Origin of the sequence: uncultured Aggregatibacter sp. (assembly GCF_901873365.1) — a bacterium.
GTDB lineage: Bacteria > Pseudomonadota > Gammaproteobacteria > Enterobacterales > Pasteurellaceae > Aggregatibacter.
Window position 1 is genome coordinate 1 of record NZ_CABFLM010000047.1, and the last position, 21,006, is coordinate 21,006.

A 21,006-nucleotide genomic window follows, 5' to 3' on the forward strand; every position below is an offset into this window, starting at 1 on the left:
GAATTACGCATCGAGGTTAATTATTCGTGCAACAAGTTGCACGCTACGAGGGGTTAAATAATCGTCCTATATGTTGAAATTTGGCTATAAATAAAAAAACAGGCTAATCAACTTGATTAGCCTGCTTGCCATCCTAGGCGTTACTTCTTCCAATTCTTCAGCGCATCCGCAAAAGCATTGCCCATTGCATTATTTGCTCGCGAATTGTTACGGTCTTGGCGGGCATTATCAGAACGCGGTTTTGCGGATAAAGTGCGGTCAGATTTGCCATCATTTTTCACCGCACTTTCATCTAAACGCATAGTTAATGCAATACGACGACGTGCTACATCCACTTCCAATACTTTCACTTTCACGACATCACCGGTTTTCACCACTTGATGCGGTTCTTCCACGAATTTATCGCTGAGGGAAGAAATATGAACCAAGCCGTCTTGGTGTACGCCAATATCCACAAAGGCACCGAAATTAGTCACGTTGGTGACCGTACCTTCTAAGATCATACCTGCTTTCAAATCTGTGATTTCTTCCACGCCCTCAGCGAAAGTGGCAGTTTTAAATTCACCGCGTGGGTCGCGTCCCGGTTTTTCCAATTCTTTGAAAATATCCTGCACCGTCGGCAAACCAAATTGCGCATCGGTAAACTGTTTTGCATCAAGCTGGCGCACTAAGCCTGCATTGCCCATTAAAGCCTGAATAGATTGTTCCGTTGCTTGTAGAATTTTTTCGACCACAGGATAGGCTTCCGGGTGTACACCGGAGGCATCTAACGGATTATCGCCTGCAGCGATACGCATAAACCCTGCACATTGCTCGAAAGCTTTCGGGCCTAAACGAGGCACTTTTTTCAGTTGCTCACGGCTGTCAAAACGCCCGTTTTCATCACGATATGCCACGATATTTTGAGCAATGGTTTTAGTCATCCCCGCCACTCGCGCCAATAACGGCACAGAGGCGGTGTTTAAGTCCACACCAACAGCGTTTACACAGTCTTCCACCACCGCATCCAATTTACGCGCTAATTGGCTTTGATTTACATCATGTTGATATTGCCCCACGCCAATGGCTTTCGGCTCGATTTTCACCAATTCCGCCAATGGATCCTGCAAGCGACGGGCAATGGACACCGCGCCACGCAAGGATACATCCAAATCGGGAAATTCCTGTGCTGCCAATTCCGAAGCGGAATAGACGGAAGCACCCGCTTCGCTAACCACCACTGTTTGTGGTTTATGTTCTTTAATTTCCTTGATCACATCTTTGGCGAAACGTTCAGTCTCACGAGAGGCTGTCCCATTTCCGATAGCAATCAATTCTACGTTATGCTGCTTAATTAATTGGAAAATAGATAACATCGCGCGATCCATCTGCCCGGTATGCGGATAAATGGTATCGGTTGCCAATAACTTACCGGTGTTATCTACCACCGCCACTTTCACGCCGGTACGTAGCCCCGGGTCTAACCCCATTGTATTTTTCGCGCCTGCCGGAGCAGCCATTAAAAGTGCGGTCAGATTTCGGGCAAATACATCAATGGCTTCCTCTTCCGCTTTCTCACGCAAGGTTGCCATGAGTTCCGTTTCCAAATGCAACGCCACTTTAATTTTCCACGTCCACGCAATCACTTGCTCACGCCATTTATCCGCCGGCTGACCAGTAAAACGAACGCCTAAATAATCCCGAATAATCTCTTCGCAATAACTTTGACGACTGCCCTCTTCCGCTTCCGGATCTGCATTTAAACTTAACTGTAAAATGCCTTCATTGCGGCCACGGAACATCGCTAAAGCACGGTGCGACGGCACATTTTTAAGCGGCTCTTGATGATCAAAATAATCTTGGAATTTCGCACCTTCCGCCTCTTTGCCCTCAATCACCTTAGAAACGATAAGTGCATTTTTACTTAAATAATCGCGCACTTTCGCCAATAATCCGGCGTCTTCGGCAAAACGTTCCATCAAAATGTAGCGCGCGCCGTCTAATGCAGCCTTAACATCTGCCACCCCTTTCTCTGCATTTACATAATCAAGTGCGGTGGTTTCCGGAACTGTTTTTGGCTCGCTCCAAAGTAAATCTGCCAATGGCTCAAGCCCCGCCTCAATGGCAATTTGGCCTTTCGTACGGCGTTTTGGTTTAAACGGTAAATACAAATCTTCCAACTCGGTTTTGCTTTGCGTAGCTTGAATTTTGTCACGCAATTCATCCGTTAATTTGCCTTGTTCCTCAATGGATTTCAAAATGGTTTGGCGGCGGTCTTCCAATTCGCGTAAATAAATTAAGCGGGTTTCAAAATGACGTAGTTGTGTATCATCCAAGCCGCCGGTGGCTTCTTTACGATAACGGGCAATAAAAGGAATCGTGTTGCCATCGTCTAATAATTGAATGGCGGCAAGAATTTGACTGTCGCGTACATTTAACTCTTGCGCGATAAGTTGGCTAATTTGCTGGTTTAACATGATATGTACTTCTTAAGAATGAAAAAACGGGCATAGCATACTGTTTTTGCGCAAGAGGCTCAAATGTTTGTTCCTTTTTCGGTATAATTTTACGGCAATTGAGGACAGGATAATGGCAAAGTCAAATTACATCACTCGTCAAGGCTGGAACGCCCTTGACCAAGAATTGAAATATTTATGGAAAGAAGAACGCCCGCAAGTCACACAGGCGGTATCTGATGCTGCCGCATTGGGCGATCGCAGTGAAAACGCGGAATATATTTACGGTAAACGCCGCTTGCGGGAAATTGATCGCCGTGTACGCTTTCTTACTAAACGGCTGGAAGTGTTACAAATCGTGGATTATTCCCCGAAGCAAGAAGGCAAAGTGTTTTTCGGCGCGTGGGTGGAGCTAGAAAACGAAGATGGCGAAGTTAAACAATATCGTATTGTAGGCTGTGATGAATTTGATCCGGCGAAAAACTGGATTTCCATTGATTCACCGGTGGCGCGCGCCTTAATTGGTAAAGAAGAAGACGATGAAATTACCGTAGAAACGCCTTCCGGCAAGATTCAGCTCTATGTGAATCGTATTTGGTATGAAAAAGTTTAGTTAAGGTAAAGTGCGGTCAATTTTCTTCGCATTTTACGCATTGAGATAAAAACATCGAGATAAAAAATCGACACCTTTAAAAGGAGAGTTATGCAAGAAACAATCGTTGCTCAAGCCACAGCACCAGGGCGTGGCGGTATTGGCATTTTGCGGGTATCAGGTCCGAAAGCCACTGAAGTGGCGCAAGCCGTGTTAGGTAAATGTCCCAAACCACGTATGGCAGATTATTTGCCCTTTACAGATGCGGATGGCACCGTGTTAGATCAAGGGATTGCATTGTATTTTAAAGGGCCAAATTCCTTTACCGGCGAAGACGTGCTTGAACTTCAGGGGCATGGCGGACAGGTCGTATTAGATTTATTGCTAAAACGGATTTTGCTGATTGATGGCATTCGGCTGGCGCGTCCGGGTGAATTTTCTGAGCAGGCATTTTTGAACGATAAATTGGATTTAGCCCAAGCGGAAGCAATTGCCGATTTAATTGATGCCAGTTCCGAACAGGCCGCACGTTCAGCACTGAAATCGTTGCAAGGCGAGTTTTCCAATAAAGTGAATCAGCTTGTGGATTCCGTCATTTATTTGCGTACTTATGTGGAGGCGGCGATTGATTTTCCGGATGAAGAAATTGATTTTCTTGCAGATGGCAAAATTGAAGGATATTTGAATGGCATTATTGCGCAGTTGGATCAGGTGCGTGCCGAAGCAAAACAAGGTTCCATTTTGCGTGAAGGGATGAAAGTGGTTATTGCCGGTCGTCCGAACGCTGGGAAATCCAGTTTATTGAATGCCCTTGCCGGACGTGAAGCGGCCATTGTCACCGACATTGCCGGTACCACGCGAGATGTGTTGCGTGAGCATATCCACTTAGATGGCATGCCATTACATATTATTGATACCGCCGGGTTACGTGATGCGACAGATGAGGTGGAGCGCATTGGTATTTCGCGTGCATGGAATGAAATTGAACAGGCAGATCGGATTTTATTGATGCTAGACAGCAGTGATAGCGAGCAAGATTTAGCCAAAGTGCGGTCGGAATTTCTGGCAAAATTACCGAATAATATTCCGGTTACCCTTATTCGCAACAAAGCGGATTTAACCGGTGAAACAGAACGCTTATATGAGCAAGACGGTTATACGGTCGTCAATTTGTCCGCAAAAACTCAGCAAGGCGTGGATTTATTGCGTGAGCATTTAAAACAAGCGATGGGGTATCAAACGGGGATCGAAGGGGGCTTCTTAGCGCGCCGTCGCCACTTGGAAGCCTTAGAACAGGCGGCACAACACTTACAGACAGGACACATTCAATTAACCCAATTCCATGCCGGTGAATTGTTGGCGGAAGAGTTGCGTATGGTGCAAGATGCCTTAAGTGAAATTACCGGCCAGTTTACCTCTGATGATTTGCTCACGAATATTTTTAGTTCGTTTTGTATCGGGAAATAGAGACAAAGTGCGGTCGGTTTGAGTGGCGTTTCAGGGGATTTGAAACGACCACTCACATAACATTCAGTTCAGCGACTGCCTAATACTCTCCTCGATATTCTCTAACATCTACCGTTGTATCATAAAGCCCGATGTGTTCAGGGTGATGTTTCACAATGCCGGTATATTCGAGACTGCTATCTTCATAGCGTCTGAATTTAAACACAGCATCGTTCATCAAACCTTTATTAAACAAATTAAGGCTAACTAACAAATCAAAATCAGCTTGTGTTAAGCCCGTCACCTTTTTAAATAACTCGCTATCCAGTTGGCGGATCACATCTTCTAACACATTTTCGCGGTAATCGGTCAAATACATAAAAATCGGAATACGCGTAGCAAATTTCATCAATTTTTCTTGAATTTGTTTTCGCAAGCTTTTTTCTGCTTTTTCTTCCTCTGAGATTTTCTGTTTTTGATCTTTTGTTGGGTTATCGCCGGCTTCCCGTTTGGCTTCCTTCACCGCTTCTGATTTATTGATAATGGTTTCTAAATCCAGATTAAGTTGACGGAATCCTTCAATGCCCATCAACGCTTTCATCGCTTGTTCATTATTTTTGAGTTTTCTGAGCGTGTCATTGTCCACGTTCACCAACAACGCACTTTCCCAACGACGTGCCAAAAGTGTTGCCGTTGTGCCGCTTATTGCCCAATCTAAAATTGCCGAAGCATCAATTGGTAGCATTGAACTACCGTTATATGCCAATACAGGTAAAAATTGGATAAACTCTGCCACTTTACGTTCTGGGTTAATGCTCTCTGTATTCAGTTGGCAACTGTAATCAGCAAGTTGGCGTAATGCTCTGTCTGGGGCAAAATCAAATACATAGCAATTTTCTTTTAAGATACATTGCGCATTCGGATTATTGGGATCTTGCCCGCGTAACACCCATGGCGTTTGCACGCGGAAGGCGGCTTGGAAATAGGTTTCCGGGCTGGCAAGGTTTCGCAACATAAAAATCCCTGCCCACGGTTCAACAGAAACGCCCGTGGTCAATTTGCCACAGCTGAGCGTGATCGTTTTTGTTTTTAGTGGATCTTGCATCGCCTTTTTCACGGGAATCAACGCGTCGGCCCCCATTCCTGCCGCATTGCCGGCTGCGACAATAATGCGATAATCGTGATAAAACGTATTTTGCGGTTGAGCCAATAAATTCCGCATCGCATAGCAACTTGCGACATTCGGCAAGAACCAAAGCGTGTGCAACAAACTGCCTAATAGATTGGCATCACTAAAGGGCATAGGCGGTAGTTTGGGGTTATGTTCATCTAAATTTTTATTTTGAAATCTTGAGGCTTTAATTCTTAATGTATCTATTTCAAAAGAAAGAAATTGCCCACGAATTAAATTGAGCCATTTTTGCACTTCATTTTGATATTTAAATTTCGCTTTTTCTCCTTCACCTGTAGCAGAGAAAAATACGTTTAAATCAAACTCAGCAAACTCTCCTTTTAAGGCAACTTCACGAATTTCATCAGGCAATTGATAAGTCAGCATCACCATTTTCGGCAAGGCTAAATACGGGTTATCTTCGCCTTCCCACGCATTTTTGGCTTTTTGCTCATCAGAATACGTCCAGTTGAAAATTTGCTCTTCAATAAACTCGCCCGAATTAATCGCACGGAATGGCGTACCTGATAAATAGAGGTAATGATCGGTGGTAATCGGCAACAAGTCCTCATCAAAATAGTTAGGGGAATCTAGCTCCATGTCATGCTCTTCGGCTTGCTGTTGCTTGGATTGTTCTTTTTCCCAATCGCTATCGTCAAACAGGTCTTTCGCCTTGTCTCGCCACGCTCCATAGTGATATTCATCAAAAATCACACAATCCCAGTTAATGGCGTGTACCCATTCATTTTTAAGTTTAATCCCACCGGCTTTGCTTTTGCCTAAATAATCTTGGAATGACCCAAAGCAGATTTGCGGAAAATCCGCATTCATTTGCCAATCGTTTTCTTCTTTCACAAATTGCCAATCTTGAAAATCAAGGTGATTTTTCAAATCCTCTCCCCATGCATGTTCCACGGCAGGTTTAAACGTGAGCACCAACACTTTCTTCCAACCCATTCTTTTTGCCAATTGGTACGCTGCAAAGGTTTTCCCAAAACGCATTTTGGCATTCCAAAGAAAATGGGGGATTTTGCCGTGATTAAGTGGGTCATTGACAAAATTCTGGAAATAATCAGCCGTTTTTTCCACCGCACTTTGCTGTTCAGGGCGCATGCCGAAGTTAAAAATCGCTTGGCGTTTTTGGACCACCCCCGTTTTGACTTCCAATAATGCCGCTTGTACTGCTTTTAAATCACATTTAAACCATTCGCCATCAAGACGTTCTATGCCATGCTTAAGCAGTACTTGATGCACTTCGTGATCAGTAAAAAATGAACCATCTTCACGGATTGCCTCCTCGTCTAGTTCAACACGGTAGCTTTGAGAAGGTAACGCAACAGGATATTGTTCTTTTAAGCGTTCCGTTACGGTTCTTGTGGTGTAACCGACTTTTAGGCAATCGGGATAACGGGTGTCAGCGTAGGCGTAAATTCTCGGGCGGCGTAGAGGGGAAAGATAGCTCATTGTTTTTCCTTTGTGATATTACAGGCATATAAAATATAAATTTTGCTCAAAAACTCCCCCTCTTTAGCAAAGAGGGGCAGGGGGAGATTTGGCAGGCGTGAAAACGAAACTCATAAGAAATTAAGATCGCAATCAAATCTCCCCTAACCCCTCTTTTCTAAAGAGGGGGATCTTGAGCGTTATTCACTTGTCATCGGGCGAATCATTGATTCAATAAATTCAATTTCTGATTCATTTAAACCATATTTTTCATAGAGTTCTTTATCTGTCCATGGTTTAGAAAAATCTTGCATTGGAACAAGTTCATAGACTTTTTTGGGTGCATCTTGCGTATTTTTAATGAGCAAAACTAAAAAACGGAAAAATCGGGTTTGAATATAGCTCATTACATTTTCACAAATTTCTTTTGAAGAAAATGGACCAATCATCAAATAGGTTTCTGTACAGGCAGAATTAGGTTCGCCATAAATTGGATAATTTAAAATTTGATGTGGAAAGGTTTCACCTGCACCATAAGCTCGCCCAATGTAAATTTTGTGTTCTGTAATCCATTGTTTATTCATTGGGATTTCTTCTCTTCCCAAATACCCAATACCACCATTTTGATATAACTTAACAACGTTATGTGTATCTTGTGTTTTTAAGGGTGTCTTTCTTCCTCTTACAAAAGTTCTTAACCCAAATGGCTTTAAGGAACTAACAAATGAACTAAATGCCTTTTCTTGTTTAGATTTAACTTTATATAAAATATCAATAGCCTTGTTATAACGAATTAAAATGCTAATTCCGTCTTCTTTTAACGGTCTTCTCATTTCTGAAATAATTTTATCTTTTTCGTGAGTTACAACTAAACAATCGCCATTGTGCTGTTCTTCCCAAAGAAAATAACAGACTCCGCCTTTAATGCTCACACCAGCAAAACAATCTGTAGAATCAGGATAATCATGTAAAACAGACATACGCTTATCATTTATCATTTGATTTCGGAAAGTATCCAATCCTTTTCCACCGGCATACCATCTTGCAGGAATAATCATCGAAAGGTATTTTGGCTGTAATTTAATGGCTTGTTGCACAAATTGATCATAAATCGGTTTGGCACTGGCTTGTGCACCACCATCACTTAACTGATACGGCGGATTGCCGATAATGACATCAAATTTCACAGGTAATTTCTCATTGATATTAGCTAAATCTTGATGAATAAAGGAATACGCATGGTTTTCTAATTCATCACCACGGTCATAAACTTGTTCACTTGCACCGCACTTTATGCAACGTCCATTTTCCCATTGGTGTTTTAGCGGAGAATAAAAAATATTGCCTTGGGGGTCATTAAATCCCTCACAAACAGAAAATTTTCCATTGGCTTCACGGCTGCAATAAAGCGTGCGGCGGGCAAGTAAGGCAGTGAGTTCGGTAATACCTAAGCCAAAAATTTGTTTGGTTAGAATATGGTTGATTCGTGTTTGTAAATCGGGGATTTCGTCTTTCAATCCTTCCAATAACCGTTTGGCAATTTCTCGCAAAAACACGCCTGATTTAGTGGCAGGATCGAGAAAAGTCGTTGTTGACGAACGGAATAATTCTTGTGGCAACAGATCTAACATTTGATTTGCCAATGCAGGCGAGGTGAACACTTCATCGTTTGATAAATTTGCCAAACAAGAAAGCACGTCGGGGTTATAGTTTATGGATGGGTTTTGCATTTTGGATGTCCAGGAAATAGCAGCTTTTAAATTCTTGTAAGGATTGATAAGGCGAACCGGCGTTATCGACTAAATATTGATATTGAAAATCATGCCGTTTCAGTGAGAATTTTCGAGGAAAAGACACGGGCGACCATTGTGAGAAATGTAAAGGCTTATTGCTTTTGCTATAGCACATTGTTAAAGCGTTGCCTTCCACGATATTCAAGCTCAAAATAAATTCCACGACAGCAATACAATCAGGGTTGAGTTGTTTAGGAAAAACCTGCTTATATTGCAAAATAAAATAAGAAAGTAACCGCTTTCGACAAGCCTTCGCGTTATCTTCCAATAGTTCAATACCATAAATAGAACAGACTGCGAGCACCGCATAAAACTCATATTCTCGTTGCGAAGTGCGGTAGTTTTTTTCAACGATTTCTAATTTTCTTTTCAGAATTTGAATCAAAAAATTGCCATCACCACAAGCGGGTTCAAGAAAACGTGATTCAATCCGCAAGGTTTCATCCTTAACAAGATCTAGCATCGCATTGACTTCTTGCTCACGAGTAAATACTTCACCGTGATCGGCAACACGCTGTTTTGATTTAATTTGTTTGGTCATTGTGACACTTGTAACTTTTGTTGTGACAGTAATTGTGACAATTTTAATTGTTACGTGACTTTCGATCAATGTCTCTCTGTTAATTAAGATCTGTTTAAAGTTGCGATCCATGAACGAAAAAGAGACATTTGCAGCTAAATTAAGGGAAATTCTTATTGCAAGAGGCTATGAATTAAAGGCTTCTGTACTAGAACGTGAATTTAATTTACATCATTACGGAAAAGCGATTGGTGGACACGCTTTTGGGCGCTGGCTAAGAGGAGAACGTATTCCTACTGCTAGACATCTTAAAACCCTAGCAGAATGGCTTGAGGTGGATATTCACGAATTGGTGTCAGAGGAAAAGGCTTACCAAGTCGTAAAATTGGAAAAGAAAAAAGAACCGAACAAGCATATTTGGGAAAGTGCCGCAAGCTATCAGGATCAAACGCTGTTTCAAATGTTCTTGAATTTGCCACAGGAGCAGAAAAAAGTGGTGCGTGAAGTGATTATGGCAATGGATAAGGCGTATCGCTCAAATAAATAAATGTAGAAGATCCTCACAGATCTTCTACATTAGTAAGCCGATAAAATTACACTAACAATCCTGCCGCTTTCACTACCACATGAATGGCGCGTTCTTCCGTGGATTGAATCGTCGCCTCATTCGGGATTTCTTGTTGGGTGCGGTTGACGATAGCACCTGCGATCATGCCGGCACGCAAACCCATGGCAGAGCACATGGTGAACAAGGTGGCAGACTCCATTTCATAGTTCATTACGTTCAATTCTTGCCATTGTTTTAATGAACCTTGGAAATGACGGTAAATTTTGCCGGTGTAGGTGTCATAACGTTCTTGTCCCGGATAGAAGGTGTCCGAAGAAGCAGTGATACCCACATGGACGGCATCGCCGACTTCTTCTTTAGCGACTTTGTAAAGGGCTTCGGTACATTCAAAGTTTGCTACCGCCGGATATTCCAATGGGGCAAAATGACGGCTGGCACCATCAAGACGCACTGCACCTGTCGTAACTAATAAATCACCGACGTGAATGTGCGGTTGGATAGCACCGGTTGTGCCAATACGTAAGAAAGTACGCACACCGAGTTGGGCTAATTCTTCTACTGCGATGGAAACGGATGGGCCGCCAATACCGGTGGAACATACGACCACGGCGTGTTCCTCAATATAGCCGAGCCAAGAGGTAAATTCGCGAGTGGCGGCGAGGAATTTTGGGCGATCCAATAAGCGCGCAATGCGTTCCACACGCTCCGGTGCGCCCGGGACGATGGCTAATTTAGCCCCATCTAGCATGGCTTTCGTTAAGCCAAGGTGAAAGACTTCTGACATAACATCCTCCTTTCTTGTTCTTTGTTTTTTACGGTTTAATATCACGCAAAATCGGGTTCTGCATGGAAATTAAGGTTTCTGTGGATTGAATCTCGTCAATTAATTGGATTTTTGCCGACAAGACTAAATGCAGTTCGGCAATCGTATGTGTCATGACTTTAATGAAGATGGAGTAATTGCCGGTGGTGTAATAGGCTTCTACTACTTCATCAATGGCCTCTAGCTTTTTGATCACTTTTTCATAATCTTTTGCCGATTTCAAAATAATGCCAATGAAACCGCAAACATCATAACCCAGTTTGCGTTCATTGATTTTCACTTTTGTCCCTTCAATAATGCCTGATTGGCGCATTTTTTCCACCCGAACATGAATCGTGCCGGGGCTAACACCAAAATTTTTCGCCATTTCTGCATAAGGGGTTCTTGCATCTTTGGTTAATACACGCAATATTTGTTGATCTAAATTATCGATATTTTGCATAACTCGCTCCTTTTCTATAAAAAATTTAAATAAATTATATATTTTTCAGATTTTATCTAAACAATAATGAAATTTCTTTAATTTTGGCTAAATCATGTTGCATTAAACCTAAAGAATAGAGAGAATCTCCGCCATTCATATAGGAACATTAAATAATATAGGGTAAAAACAATGAAAAAGACATTTATTTTGCAACAACAAGAGATTAGTTTTGTAAAAAATACATTTACTCAAAACCTCATCGAGCAATTAGGTATCATCGAAGTTCAAGGTCCGATTCTTAGCCAAGTCGGTAATGGTATGCAAGATAACCTTTCCGGTATTGAAAAAGCGGTGCAAGTGCATGTCAAACAAATTCCAAATGCGGTGTTTGAAGTGGTTCACTCTTTGGCAAAATGGAAACGTCATACATTAGCCCGTTTCCATTTTAAAGAAGGTGAAGGCTTGTTTGTACACATGAAAGCGTTGCGTCCGGACGAAGATTCGTTAGATGCGACTCACTCCGTTTATGTTGACCAATGGGACTGGGAGAAAGTGATTCCGGAAGGTCGTCGCAATTTCGCCTATTTAAAAGAAACCGTGAATGCCATTTATCGTGCGATTCGCTTAACGGAATTGGCGGTGGAAGCCCGTTTTGATATTCCATCCGTGCTACCAAAACACATTACTTTCGTACACAGTGAAGACCTCGTGAAACGTTATCCAAACATGAGCAGCAAAGAGCGTGAAAATGCCATTTGTAAAGAATACGGCGCAGTTTTCTTAGTGGGAATTGGCGGCAAATTGTCCGATGGCAAGCCACACGATGGACGTGCACCGGATTACGATGACTGGACAACAGAGTCAGAAAACGGCTACAAAGGCTTGAACGGAGATATCTTGGTTTGGAACGACCAACTCGGCAAAGCGTTTGAGTTGTCTTCTATGGGGATTCGTGTAGATGAAGCAGCGTTGCGTTTACAAGTCAGCTTAACCGGCGATGAAGACCGTCTCAACATGGATTGGCACCAAGAATTATTGCAAGGTAAATTGCCGTTAAGTATTGGTGGCGGTATCGGGCAATCTCGCTTGGCGATGTTATTATTGCGTAAAAAACATATCGGTGAAGTGCAATCCAGCGTTTGGCCGAAAGAAATGTTAGAAGAATATCAACATATTCTGTAATAGATGAAAAAGTGCGGTGGGTTTGAAAAACGTTTTTTAAATCCACCGCACTTTGGTTTTGCCTGCCTCTCTACTTTCGCCTCTAAATCTTAAATCGCTGAATAAGCCCAGCCGCTGAATAGCTGTCTAAAATATTAGATGCGGTCTGTTTTTTTGATGCTAGTCGATGAATTACTTGGTTCGCCGAGCCACGCCAAACTAAACTTGGATCCGCCTGTTCTTGAATAAACTTACCATCAATGAGCACATCAATATAAGGCAGCATTTGCCGTTGATATTCATCCAATTCCTCTAATTTGTAACCTGTCCAAACCCAAATATCTTTGTCGGGGCATTCTCGTTTGACCCGTTGAACCAAAGGTAGAAGGGCTTCTACATTTCTCGGATGCAGAGGGTCTCCCCCGGAAAGGGTTAATCCTTGTCGCTTAATGCGCGTGTCTTTGAGATCCTTAAGAATTTGTTCTTCCATCTCAATACCAAAGGGCACCCCCGCGCTAAACGACCAGCTTTTTTGGTTATAGCACCCTTTGCAGCCATGGGTACAACCGCTGACAAACAGCGTACAACGTGTGCCTTCCCCGTTGACGATGTCAACGGGGTAATATTGTAAGTAATTCATTTTATTAATTTAGCTTAGTTTCTATTTCGTACTTTCATTCTGAAAGCACGAGTTACTTTTCTTTGCTTCGCCAAAGAAAAGTAACCAAAAGAAACGCGCCCCTGCTTTGCCTTGTTTCCTTTGTTTCATTGAATTTGCTTCACGAAAATTTTCGAACTCGCTACGCTCAAACAAAGCGAAAATTTTCTACAAATTCAACTCCACAAAGGCGGCAAAGAAGGGAATATAACCTTTCCACGAATAAAGTGCGGTGAAGTTTTCCGTTATTTTTCTATTAGAAAAACATTTAAAAATACGGTTTTTTGTGTGGTCGCACTTTTCCAGAATAGCGCTCAAATAAAAATGAAGGCCCCGTATAAGACGCCTGAGCGACTTACAAGTTTTAGGAAATTTTCGCTTTGTTTGAGCGTAGCGAGTTCGAAAATTTCCGTAAAGAAACTTGTAATCAAGCGAAGAAAAGCGGCTTATCCGGGGTGTGTTCTTTGCTACTTTCTTGCACAAGCAAGAAAGTAGGAATAATTACATGTGCTTAACCCGACGCTTAACCTCTTCCTGTTTCCCGGCATTAAACGGACGGGCATCCGGGCTGCCGAGGTAGCCGCAGACGCGGCGAGTAACAGAAACTTTTTCACTGTCGTGGTTACCACATTTCGGGCAGGTGAAACCTTTGCTGGTGCATTCAAATTCGCCGGTGAAACCGCATTCGTAGCATTCGTCGATTGGCGTGTTGGTCCCGTAATAAGGCACGCGGTCGTAGCTGTAATTCCACACGTCTTCCAAGGCTTTCAAGTTATGTTGAATGTTCGGGTATTCTCCGTAGCAAATAAATCCTCCGTTAGCCAATGGTGGGTACACCATTTCAAAGTCTAACTTGTCGTACGGGTTCACTTTTTTCTCAACATCCAAGTGGTAGCTGTTGGTGTAATAGCCTTTGTCGGTCACGCCGTCGATAACCCCGAATTGTTTAGTGTCGAGGCGGCAGAAACGGTCGCACAGGTTTTCACTCGGCGTGGAGTATAAGCTGAAGGCATAGCCTGTTTCGGCGCGCCATTGTTTAACTGCGTTGCTTAAATGTTCCACGATGGCACGGCCTTTTTCTCGCAGCACTTCGTCATCGTAAATATGTCCTTGGTGATACAACGCATTGATGGTTTCGTGAATGCCGATGTAGCCAAGGGAAATGGAGGCACGCCCATTTTTGAAGATTTGCGCCACATTATCATCTGCTTTCAAACGCACGCCACAGGCGCCTTCCATGTAGAGAATTGGTGCCACGCGGGCTTTGGTGTGTTCTAAACGAGCAATGCGGGTCATTAAGGCTTTTTTCGCTAAAGCCAAGCGTTGATCCAATATTTCATAGAACCGTTTTTCATCGCCTTTGGCTTCAATGGCAATACGTGGCAAATTGAGGCTCACTACGCCGAGGTTGTTACGTCCGTCATGGATTTGTTCGCCATCCTCTTCGTATGCGCCCAAGAAACTGCGGCAGCCCATTGGTGCTTTAAAGGAGCCGGTGACTTTGACGACTTGGTCGTAATTCAGAATATCCGGATACATCCGTTTGCTGGCGCATTCCAACGCAAGCTGTTTGATGTCGTAATTCGGATCGTTTGGTTCTAAATTCACGCCTTTACGTTGAGTGAAGACTAGTTTCGGGAATACCGGTGTTTTGTGGTTTTTGCCTAAACCGCGAATCCGATTTTGTAAAATGGATTTTTGAATTAAACGTGCTTGCCACGTTGTGCCTAAGCCAAAACCAAAGGTAACAAACGGTGTTTGTCCATTGGCAGTATGCAGCGTGTTTACTTCATATTCTAAAGACTGGAAGGCATCGAAGCATTCTTTTTCAATCAAGGCTTGCGCATATCCTTGCGCATCCGGAATATGCCATTGTTCCGCGTTTTTCAGGTGTTTTTCATAGCTTAACTGCACATAAGGCGAAAGCACTTCATCAATGCGGTTAATGGTGGTGCCACCGTAAATATGGCTTGCCACTTGGGCAATGATTTGGGCAGTGACAGCGGTTGCGGTACAGATCGATTTTGGTGGTTCGATTTCTGCATTTCCCATTTTAAAACCATGGGTCAACATGCCTTTTAAATCGACTAACATACAGTTAAACATCGGGAAGAAAGGTGAATAATCCAAATCGTGATAATGGATTTCCCCTTTTTCATGAGCTTCTACGACATCGCGCGGCAAAATGTAACGTTTAGCATAATGTTTCGCCACGATACCGGCCAATAAATCCCGTTGTGTCGGGATCACTTTGGCATCTTTGTTGGCATTTTCATTGAGCAATTCTACGTTGCTTTGTTCAATCAGCCCCTCGATTTCTTTGGTTAATTGACTACGTTTCTCGCGCGCCATATCACGTTCGTGACGGTATTCAATATAAGCGCGCGCAATTTGTGGGTATTGGCTGGCCATCAGGTGATTTTCGACAATCTTTTGAATGTGGCTAATATCAATTTCTTGTTGATGATGCGCAAAAATGTCATTGCTGACTTTTTGTGCAATATCATGACAAAAACGTTCATCTTGAATACCCACCGCTTGGGCTGCCTTTTTAATGGCATTAATAATGCGTTGAATTTCAAACCCGATGCGTGAACCATCACGCTTAATGACGAAAAATGTCCCCATGTATGCCACCTATAGTGTGTGATTAAAGTTGGCAATACTATATATAGTTAATTCTAACTATTCAACACACAATATGTAGTGTTTTTATAAGAAAATGAGGAAGGTTTGTATAACAGAATAAGGTTAGTCTTTGGATTTATTGAGAAATTTCGTGATGGCGGGGTGATGTTGTGATTTTCTTTTGATAAAAAAAATTTAGGCGGTTATTAAACCGCCTAAATTGAGAATCAGAAATTATTGATTGTTTTGAACGTAATCAATTGCTGATTGAACTGTTGTGATTTTTTCAGCTTCTTCGTCTGGAATTTCGATATCGAATTCTTCTTCTAAAGCCATCACCAATTCAACAGTATCTAAAGAATCCGCACCTAAATCTTCAACGAAAGACGCTTCAGGTTTTACATCTTCTTCTTTAACGCCTAATTGTTCAACGATGATTTTTTTTACGCGTTCTTCAATGCTCATTTGTTTCTTCCTATGTTTAAGTTTACGCTCATTGCGATAAGTTGAGTAGTGTATGTATTTACAAAACATTTCGCAAGATTTCTTGTTAGAGGTCAAACCTCAAAAAAGAGTTCCGAATTTTTGCAACCACATACAGTTTAAAATAGTTATGTCTTTCACAGACATTGAATGACGTAACCAAGTGACAGTTGCGGGGGGATTCTAACATTAAGCAAATTAATTTGCACGCATTTATCCAATTTATCCGCAACCTCCACTTGCTACCCATTAGCTCATGTACATGCCGCCGTTAACATGCAACGTTGTGCCGTTAATATAAGACGCATCCTCAGAGGCTAGAAATGCCACGGCTTTAGCGATATCTTTCGGCTCACCTAAACGACCAGCTGGGATTTGAGTTAATAAGTTATTTTTTAACTCTTCACTTAATACGTCTGTCATATCGGTCGCGATAAAACCCGGCGCTACGACGTTTACCGTAATACCACGGGAAGCCACTTCTTTTGCCAAGGCTTTACTAAAACCAATGAGACCTGCCTTTGCCGCACAATAATTTGTCTGACCGGCATTGCCCATAGAGCCCACGACAGAACCAATGTTGATGATACGCCCGAAACGTTTTTTCATCATGGTGCGAAGCATCGCTTTGGAAAGATGGTAAACAGAACTTAAGTTGGTTTGCAAAATATCGAACCATTCTTCATCTTTCATGCGCATTAACAAATTATCACGGGTAATACCGGCGTTATTCACCAAAATATCAATGTCGCCAAATTCTTGTTTTATCTGTTCCAATACCGCGTCAATGGAAGCTTGATCGGCAACATTTAATACTAATCCTTTGCCTTTCTCACCTAAATAGGCAGAAATACTTTCAGCGCCTTTTTCAGACGTTGCCGTACCGATAACAAAAGCGCCTTTTGATACTAATTCTTCGGCGACTGCACGACCAATACCACGGGTTGCACCTGTCACTAATGCAATTTTACCTTGCATAACTTTCTCTCCTTTTCACTACTATGCTAATACTTCTTCGACGGAATCGAGGGATTTCACATCATTTACAGAAACCGCTTGTAAGGAATCCACGATTCGTTTCGTTAACCCGTTTAACACTTTACCCGGTCCCACTTCCACTAACACTTCGACGCCGTTTTGTGCCATTTTCTCTACGGTTTCTGTCCAACGTACCGGGCTATAAAGTTGGCGAACCAAGGCATTTCTAATCGCATCGGCTTCAATTTCACTTTTGACATCTACGTTATTTAGAACAGAAACACCAGCCTCTTTCAACGTAATACTTTCTAAGGAAACAGACAATTGATCAGCAGCCGGTTTCATTAAAGCACAGTGTGAAGGCACACTCACCGCTAACGGCAATGCACGTTTAGCCCCGGCTTCTTTACATAATGCAGCCGCGCGCTCCACTGCGGCTTTCGCACCGGCAATCACCACTTGTCCCGGTGAATTGAAGTTCACGGCGGAAACCACTTCGCCCTGTTCTGCTTGTTTGCAGGCGTTAATAATGGCGTCATTGTCTAAACCGATAATCGCGTACATCGCCCCCGTACCTTCCGGCACGGCTTGTTGCATAAGTTTACCGCGCAATTCCACTAATTTAACCGCATCTTGGAAATCTAACACACCGGCACACACCAACGCAGAATATTCGCCCAAGCTATGACCAGCCATCACTTCCGGTTTTAATGCCGGGTATTTTTGTTGCCATACACGATAAACAGCCACAGATGCGGTTAATAACGCTGGCTGCGTTTGCCATGTTTTGTTTAATTCTTCCGCAGGGCCTTCCTGCACTAATTGCCACAAATCATATCCCAATACTTCTGAAGCTTGTTTAAAAGTTTCTTGTACAATTGGGTAGTCGCCGGCTAATTCTGCTAACATTCCCACCGTTTGTGAACCTTGTCCCGGGAAAACCATTGCAAATTTTTTCATGTGTCTTACCTATATTAAAAAATAAATCAATTTATTCCGATATGCGTTACAGTCGAAAAGTGCGGTCAAAAATAACCGCACTTTTTTCACGAATAATAACAGATTATCTAAAATCTCACTAAGGCCGAACCCCAAGTCCAACCACCGCCAAAGGCTTCAAGAAGGAGCAACTGCCCACGCTGAATACGTCCATCACGTACCGCTTCATCCAATGCGACAGGCACGGTTGCCGCACTATTATTGGCATAACGATCCAGCGTGACCACCACTTGCGACATATCCATATCTAATTTTTTCGCAGTCGCCGAAATAATACGTAAATTAGCTTGGTGAGGTACCAACCAATCAATGTCTTTTTTATCTAAATTATTGGCAGCAAGGGTTTCTTCCACCACATTAGAAAGTTCACGCACAGCCAATTTAAAGGTTTCATTGCCTTGCATTTCGATATAGCCGGATTTTGCCACACCACGCTCAGGGTGAGGAAGTAACAATGCGGCATTTTTATCTGCTGAAGCGTGTAAATGGGTAGAAATGATCCCTTCTTCTTCCGATGCCTCCAAAATAACCGCACCTGCACCATCACCAAATAACACGACCGTGCTGCGGTCTGTTTCATCTAACTTACGGGAATTTAAATCAGAACCGATCACAAGCGCTTTTTTCACTTTACCGGTACGAATAAATTGATCAGCGACACCTAACGCATACACAAAGCCGGTACAAGCTGCCGCTAAATCAAATGCAATAGCATCGTCAATCTCCAACATCCCTTGAATTTGGCAGGCTGCGCTTGGATAAGCGTGAGAGTTACTGGTTGTCGCCACTAAAATAAGATCGATTTCCTGTGGATTGATGTTTGCCGCTTCAATGGCTTTTTGGGCTGCTTCAAATCCCATGGTAGAGACGGTTTCATCCGGTGCTGCAATGCGACGTTCACGAATACCGGAACGGGTAACAATCCACTCATCTGAAGTATCTACCATTTTTTCTAAATCGGCATTAGTGCGAATATGTTGCGGTAAATAGCTACCTGTCGATAAAATTTTGCTAAACATAGTCATCTCGTTAAAATAATAGCGAGTGAACTCACTACTTCATTAATATTTCATTTTTATTTAAGCCCGCCAAAATTTTTTGTGGAATTTGACGTCGGGCTTGTAATGCCGCATCGGCAATCGCATAAGCAAATGCCTCTATATTTGCACTGCCGTGACTTTTCACCACAACGGAAGTCAAACCGATAAGCGATGCGCCATTATATTGATCGGGATTGATTTTCTTTAATCGTTGGTATTTATCTTTGAAAAGATATTTAATTAAATACCCAAAAACGTGACTTAATATACTCTTTTTCTTATCACTTTTCAGTAGAGAAATCACGTTCTTTGCCGCGCCTTCCAAGGTTTTCAGCGCAACATTGCCGGCAAAGCCATCTGTCACAATCACATCCGCCTTGCCATTGAGTAAAAAATTGCCTTCAAGGAATCCAATATAATTAAGTGCGGTGTCTTTTTTCAGTAAATCTGCCGCCTCCCGGATGGATTTGTATCCTTTCACCGCCTCAATACCAATATTCAATAACGCAATACGCGGATAAACCAAATTCAAGGTATTTTCTGCAAAAATAGCGCCCATCAAGGCAAATTGATACAAGTTTTCGGCATCGCACTCAACATTTGCCCCAAGATCCAACATAATCGAACGCTCACCTGTCACTGTTGGAATCGTGGAAATCAGTGCCGGACGATGAATACCTTCTAGAGGTTGCAACAAGATTTTCGATAAGCCCATCAAAGCAGCTGTATCACCGGCACTCACACAGGCCTGCGCATCCCCTTTTTGTACTGCTTCAATTGCCAAACGCATAGAGGTCTCTTTGCTATGACGCAAGGCGTAGGAAAGACCCTGACGACTATCAATCACACGAGTACAGTGAACAATGTCACAACGTTGACGAATACTGTTGGGAGCAGAAGATAAAAGCGGAAGAATTTGTTGGCGATCGCCAAACAATAAAAGAGAAAGCGTTGGGTCTCGTTCCAAGGCTAAAATGGATGCTGGGATAGTAATACGGGGACCAATGTCCCCGCCCATCGCATCTAACGCAAGGGTTAGACGACTCAAGTGATTACCTTATATGTAATTGAGATAATTACTTGTTAATCACTTTACGACCACGATAGTAACCGTCAGCGGTTACGTGGTGACGCAAATGAGTTTCACCACTTGCTTTATCAACGGATACTGCAGCAGTTGTTAACGCATCGTGAGAACGACGCATATCACGACGTGAACGGGATTTTTTATTTTGTTGAACAGCCATTGGCTATACTCCTAAATTATTTTTGCTTTAAATTAGCTAATACAGCGAACGGGTTCGGTTTTTTTGCCAATTCTTCCGGCAATTCGCCAAAAACCTGTTCAGCCACGGACACTTCACAGTGTTCAGATGAATGCATTGGCACAATCGGCAAACTCAAAATGAGTTCATCTTCAATTGTTCCAAGTAAATCTATTTCACCGAATTCATTGAATTCAATTGGCTCATAGATTTCCGGCAATACATCAATTTGATCCAAATTAGCCACCGGACTGTAACAAAACTCACAATCAACGGTTTGAACGAAAGGTTCACCACAACGCTGACAATTTAATTCAACATCAACCTTGGCATGACCTTTCATGACAACCAATTTTTGCGGATCAATAAAGAACGATAATGTAACCTGTGCATCGCTGAGCACTTTACCGACCGATTCGGCAAGGCGACTTAATTGATTGGCAGCGTAATAACCCTGATAATCTAATCTTCGTTGCGCATCTTTCACCGGATCGACAGTGAGGGGTAGTTTTACCTTTTGCATAGGGCGTGAATATTACCCTCAGAAAATAAAATAGTCAAAGAAAATATTGCATTTCG

At 42.6% G+C, this 21,006-nt stretch carries 19 protein-coding genes; 4 read left to right on the forward strand and 15 right to left on the reverse strand.

From position 1 onward, the window contains the following. Positions 1 to 140: 140 nt before the first annotated feature. Entirely contained in the window at positions 141 to 2,456 is a 2,316-nt protein-coding gene (locus QZ106_RS02400) for a Tex family protein (RefSeq protein WP_295973767.1), read from the reverse strand. A gap of 112 nt (positions 2,457 to 2,568) precedes the next feature. Between QZ106_RS02400 and greB the strand changes: the two genes are divergently transcribed. Both greB and mnmE read left to right on the forward strand, forming a co-directional pair. Next, positions 2,569 to 3,048, forward strand: a complete 480-nt coding sequence (gene greB / locus QZ106_RS02405; RefSeq protein WP_295973770.1) for a transcription elongation factor GreB — start codon at positions 2,569 to 2,571, stop codon at positions 3,046 to 3,048. A 90-nt stretch (positions 3,049 to 3,138) separates the two neighbouring features. After that, the gene (gene mnmE / locus QZ106_RS02410; RefSeq protein WP_295973772.1) at positions 3,139 to 4,494 is read left to right on the forward strand and encodes a tRNA uridine-5-carboxymethylaminomethyl(34) synthesis GTPase MnmE; all 1,356 of its coding nucleotides are present in this window, start codon (positions 3,139 to 3,141) and stop codon (positions 4,492 to 4,494) included. 79 nt (positions 4,495 to 4,573) lie between these two features. Here the strand turns inward: mnmE and QZ106_RS02415 are convergent, their stop codons facing one another. The 3 genes from QZ106_RS02415 to QZ106_RS02425 form a co-directional block, all read right to left on the reverse strand. Then, entirely contained in the window at positions 4,574 to 7,108 is a 2,535-nt protein-coding gene (locus QZ106_RS02415) for a GIY-YIG nuclease family protein (protein ID WP_295973775.1), read from the reverse strand. 179 nt (positions 7,109 to 7,287) lie between these two features. Next, positions 7,288 to 8,817 (reverse strand): Eco57I restriction-modification methylase domain-containing protein, encoded by a 1,530-nt coding sequence (locus QZ106_RS02420; RefSeq protein WP_295973778.1) that lies wholly within the window; start codon positions 8,815 to 8,817, stop codon positions 7,288 to 7,290. Then, a complete protein-coding gene (locus tag QZ106_RS02425) occupies positions 8,792 to 9,421 on the reverse strand; it encodes a DNA methyltransferase (protein ID WP_295973781.1) in 630 nt (209 codons plus the stop codon). Before QZ106_RS02425 ends, QZ106_RS02420 begins: the two co-directional genes overlap by 26 nt. A 109-nt stretch (positions 9,422 to 9,530) precedes the next feature. On the opposite strand from QZ106_RS02425, the gene QZ106_RS02430 reads away from it, so the two are divergent. After that, positions 9,531 to 9,947 carry a hypothetical protein gene (locus QZ106_RS02430; protein ID WP_295973783.1) on the forward strand — a complete coding sequence of 139 codons (417 nt, stop codon included), beginning with the start codon at positions 9,531 to 9,533 and terminating at the stop codon, positions 9,945 to 9,947. Positions 9,948 to 9,993: 46 nt separating this feature from the next. On the opposite strand, the gene udp is transcribed toward QZ106_RS02430, so the two are convergent. Together udp and asnC are read right to left on the reverse strand one after the other, a co-directional pair. Further along, the gene (gene udp / locus QZ106_RS02435) at positions 9,994 to 10,752 is read right to left on the reverse strand and encodes a uridine phosphorylase (protein ID WP_033002408.1); all 759 of its coding nucleotides are present in this window, start codon (positions 10,750 to 10,752) and stop codon (positions 9,994 to 9,996) included. Between the two features lie 28 nt (positions 10,753 to 10,780). Next, positions 10,781 to 11,233: a transcriptional regulator AsnC gene (gene asnC / locus QZ106_RS02440; protein WP_295973790.1), complete on the reverse strand. Its 453-nt coding sequence runs from the start codon at positions 11,231 to 11,233 to the stop codon at positions 10,781 to 10,783. Between the two features lie 171 nt (positions 11,234 to 11,404). Here asnC and asnA point away from each other — a divergent pair, with 171 nt between their 5' ends. Beyond that, a complete protein-coding gene (gene asnA, locus QZ106_RS02445) occupies positions 11,405 to 12,397 on the forward strand; it encodes an aspartate--ammonia ligase (RefSeq protein ID WP_295973792.1) in 993 nt (330 codons plus the stop codon). Positions 12,398 to 12,479: 82 nt separating this feature from the next. Here asnA and nrdG read toward each other — a convergent pair whose 3' ends face one another. The 9 genes from nrdG to yceD all read right to left on the reverse strand — a co-directional run bounded on the left by nrdG (position 12,480) and on the right by yceD (position 20,950). After that, positions 12,480 to 13,016: an anaerobic ribonucleoside-triphosphate reductase-activating protein gene (gene nrdG / locus QZ106_RS02450; RefSeq protein WP_295973794.1), complete on the reverse strand. Its 537-nt coding sequence runs from the start codon at positions 13,014 to 13,016 to the stop codon at positions 12,480 to 12,482. 519 nt (positions 13,017 to 13,535) lie between these two features. Continuing rightward, complete coding sequence (gene nrdD, locus QZ106_RS02455) at positions 13,536 to 15,662, reverse strand: anaerobic ribonucleoside-triphosphate reductase (protein ID WP_295973796.1); 2,127 nt, start codon at positions 15,660 to 15,662, stop codon at positions 13,536 to 13,538. A gap of 234 nt (positions 15,663 to 15,896) precedes the next feature. Next, the gene (gene acpP, locus QZ106_RS02460) at positions 15,897 to 16,127 is read right to left on the reverse strand and encodes an acyl carrier protein (RefSeq protein ID WP_005544465.1); all 231 of its coding nucleotides are present in this window, start codon (positions 16,125 to 16,127) and stop codon (positions 15,897 to 15,899) included. A 267-nt stretch (positions 16,128 to 16,394) separates the two neighbouring features. After that, a complete protein-coding gene (fabG, locus tag QZ106_RS02465) occupies positions 16,395 to 17,123 on the reverse strand; it encodes a 3-oxoacyl-ACP reductase FabG (protein WP_111295745.1) in 729 nt (242 codons plus the stop codon). 21 nt (positions 17,124 to 17,144) lie between these two features. Beyond that, positions 17,145 to 18,083 (reverse strand): ACP S-malonyltransferase, encoded by a 939-nt coding sequence (fabD, locus tag QZ106_RS02470; RefSeq protein WP_295973803.1) that lies wholly within the window; start codon positions 18,081 to 18,083, stop codon positions 17,145 to 17,147. Between the two features lie 107 nt (positions 18,084 to 18,190). Continuing rightward, complete coding sequence (locus QZ106_RS02475) at positions 18,191 to 19,141, reverse strand: beta-ketoacyl-ACP synthase III (protein ID WP_295973806.1); 951 nt, start codon at positions 19,139 to 19,141, stop codon at positions 18,191 to 18,193. Between the two features lie 34 nt (positions 19,142 to 19,175). Continuing rightward, entirely contained in the window at positions 19,176 to 20,210 is a 1,035-nt protein-coding gene (gene plsX / locus QZ106_RS02480) for a phosphate acyltransferase PlsX (RefSeq protein WP_295973808.1), read from the reverse strand. A 28-nt stretch (positions 20,211 to 20,238) separates the two neighbouring features. Beyond that, complete coding sequence (rpmF, locus tag QZ106_RS02485; RefSeq protein ID WP_005544470.1) at positions 20,239 to 20,409, reverse strand: 50S ribosomal protein L32; 171 nt, start codon at positions 20,407 to 20,409, stop codon at positions 20,239 to 20,241. 16 nt (positions 20,410 to 20,425) lie between these two features. Further along, positions 20,426 to 20,950 carry a 23S rRNA accumulation protein YceD gene (yceD, locus tag QZ106_RS02490; protein WP_295973812.1) on the reverse strand — a complete coding sequence of 175 codons (525 nt, stop codon included), beginning with the start codon at positions 20,948 to 20,950 and terminating at the stop codon, positions 20,426 to 20,428. Positions 20,951 to 21,006: the final 56 nt, after the last annotated feature.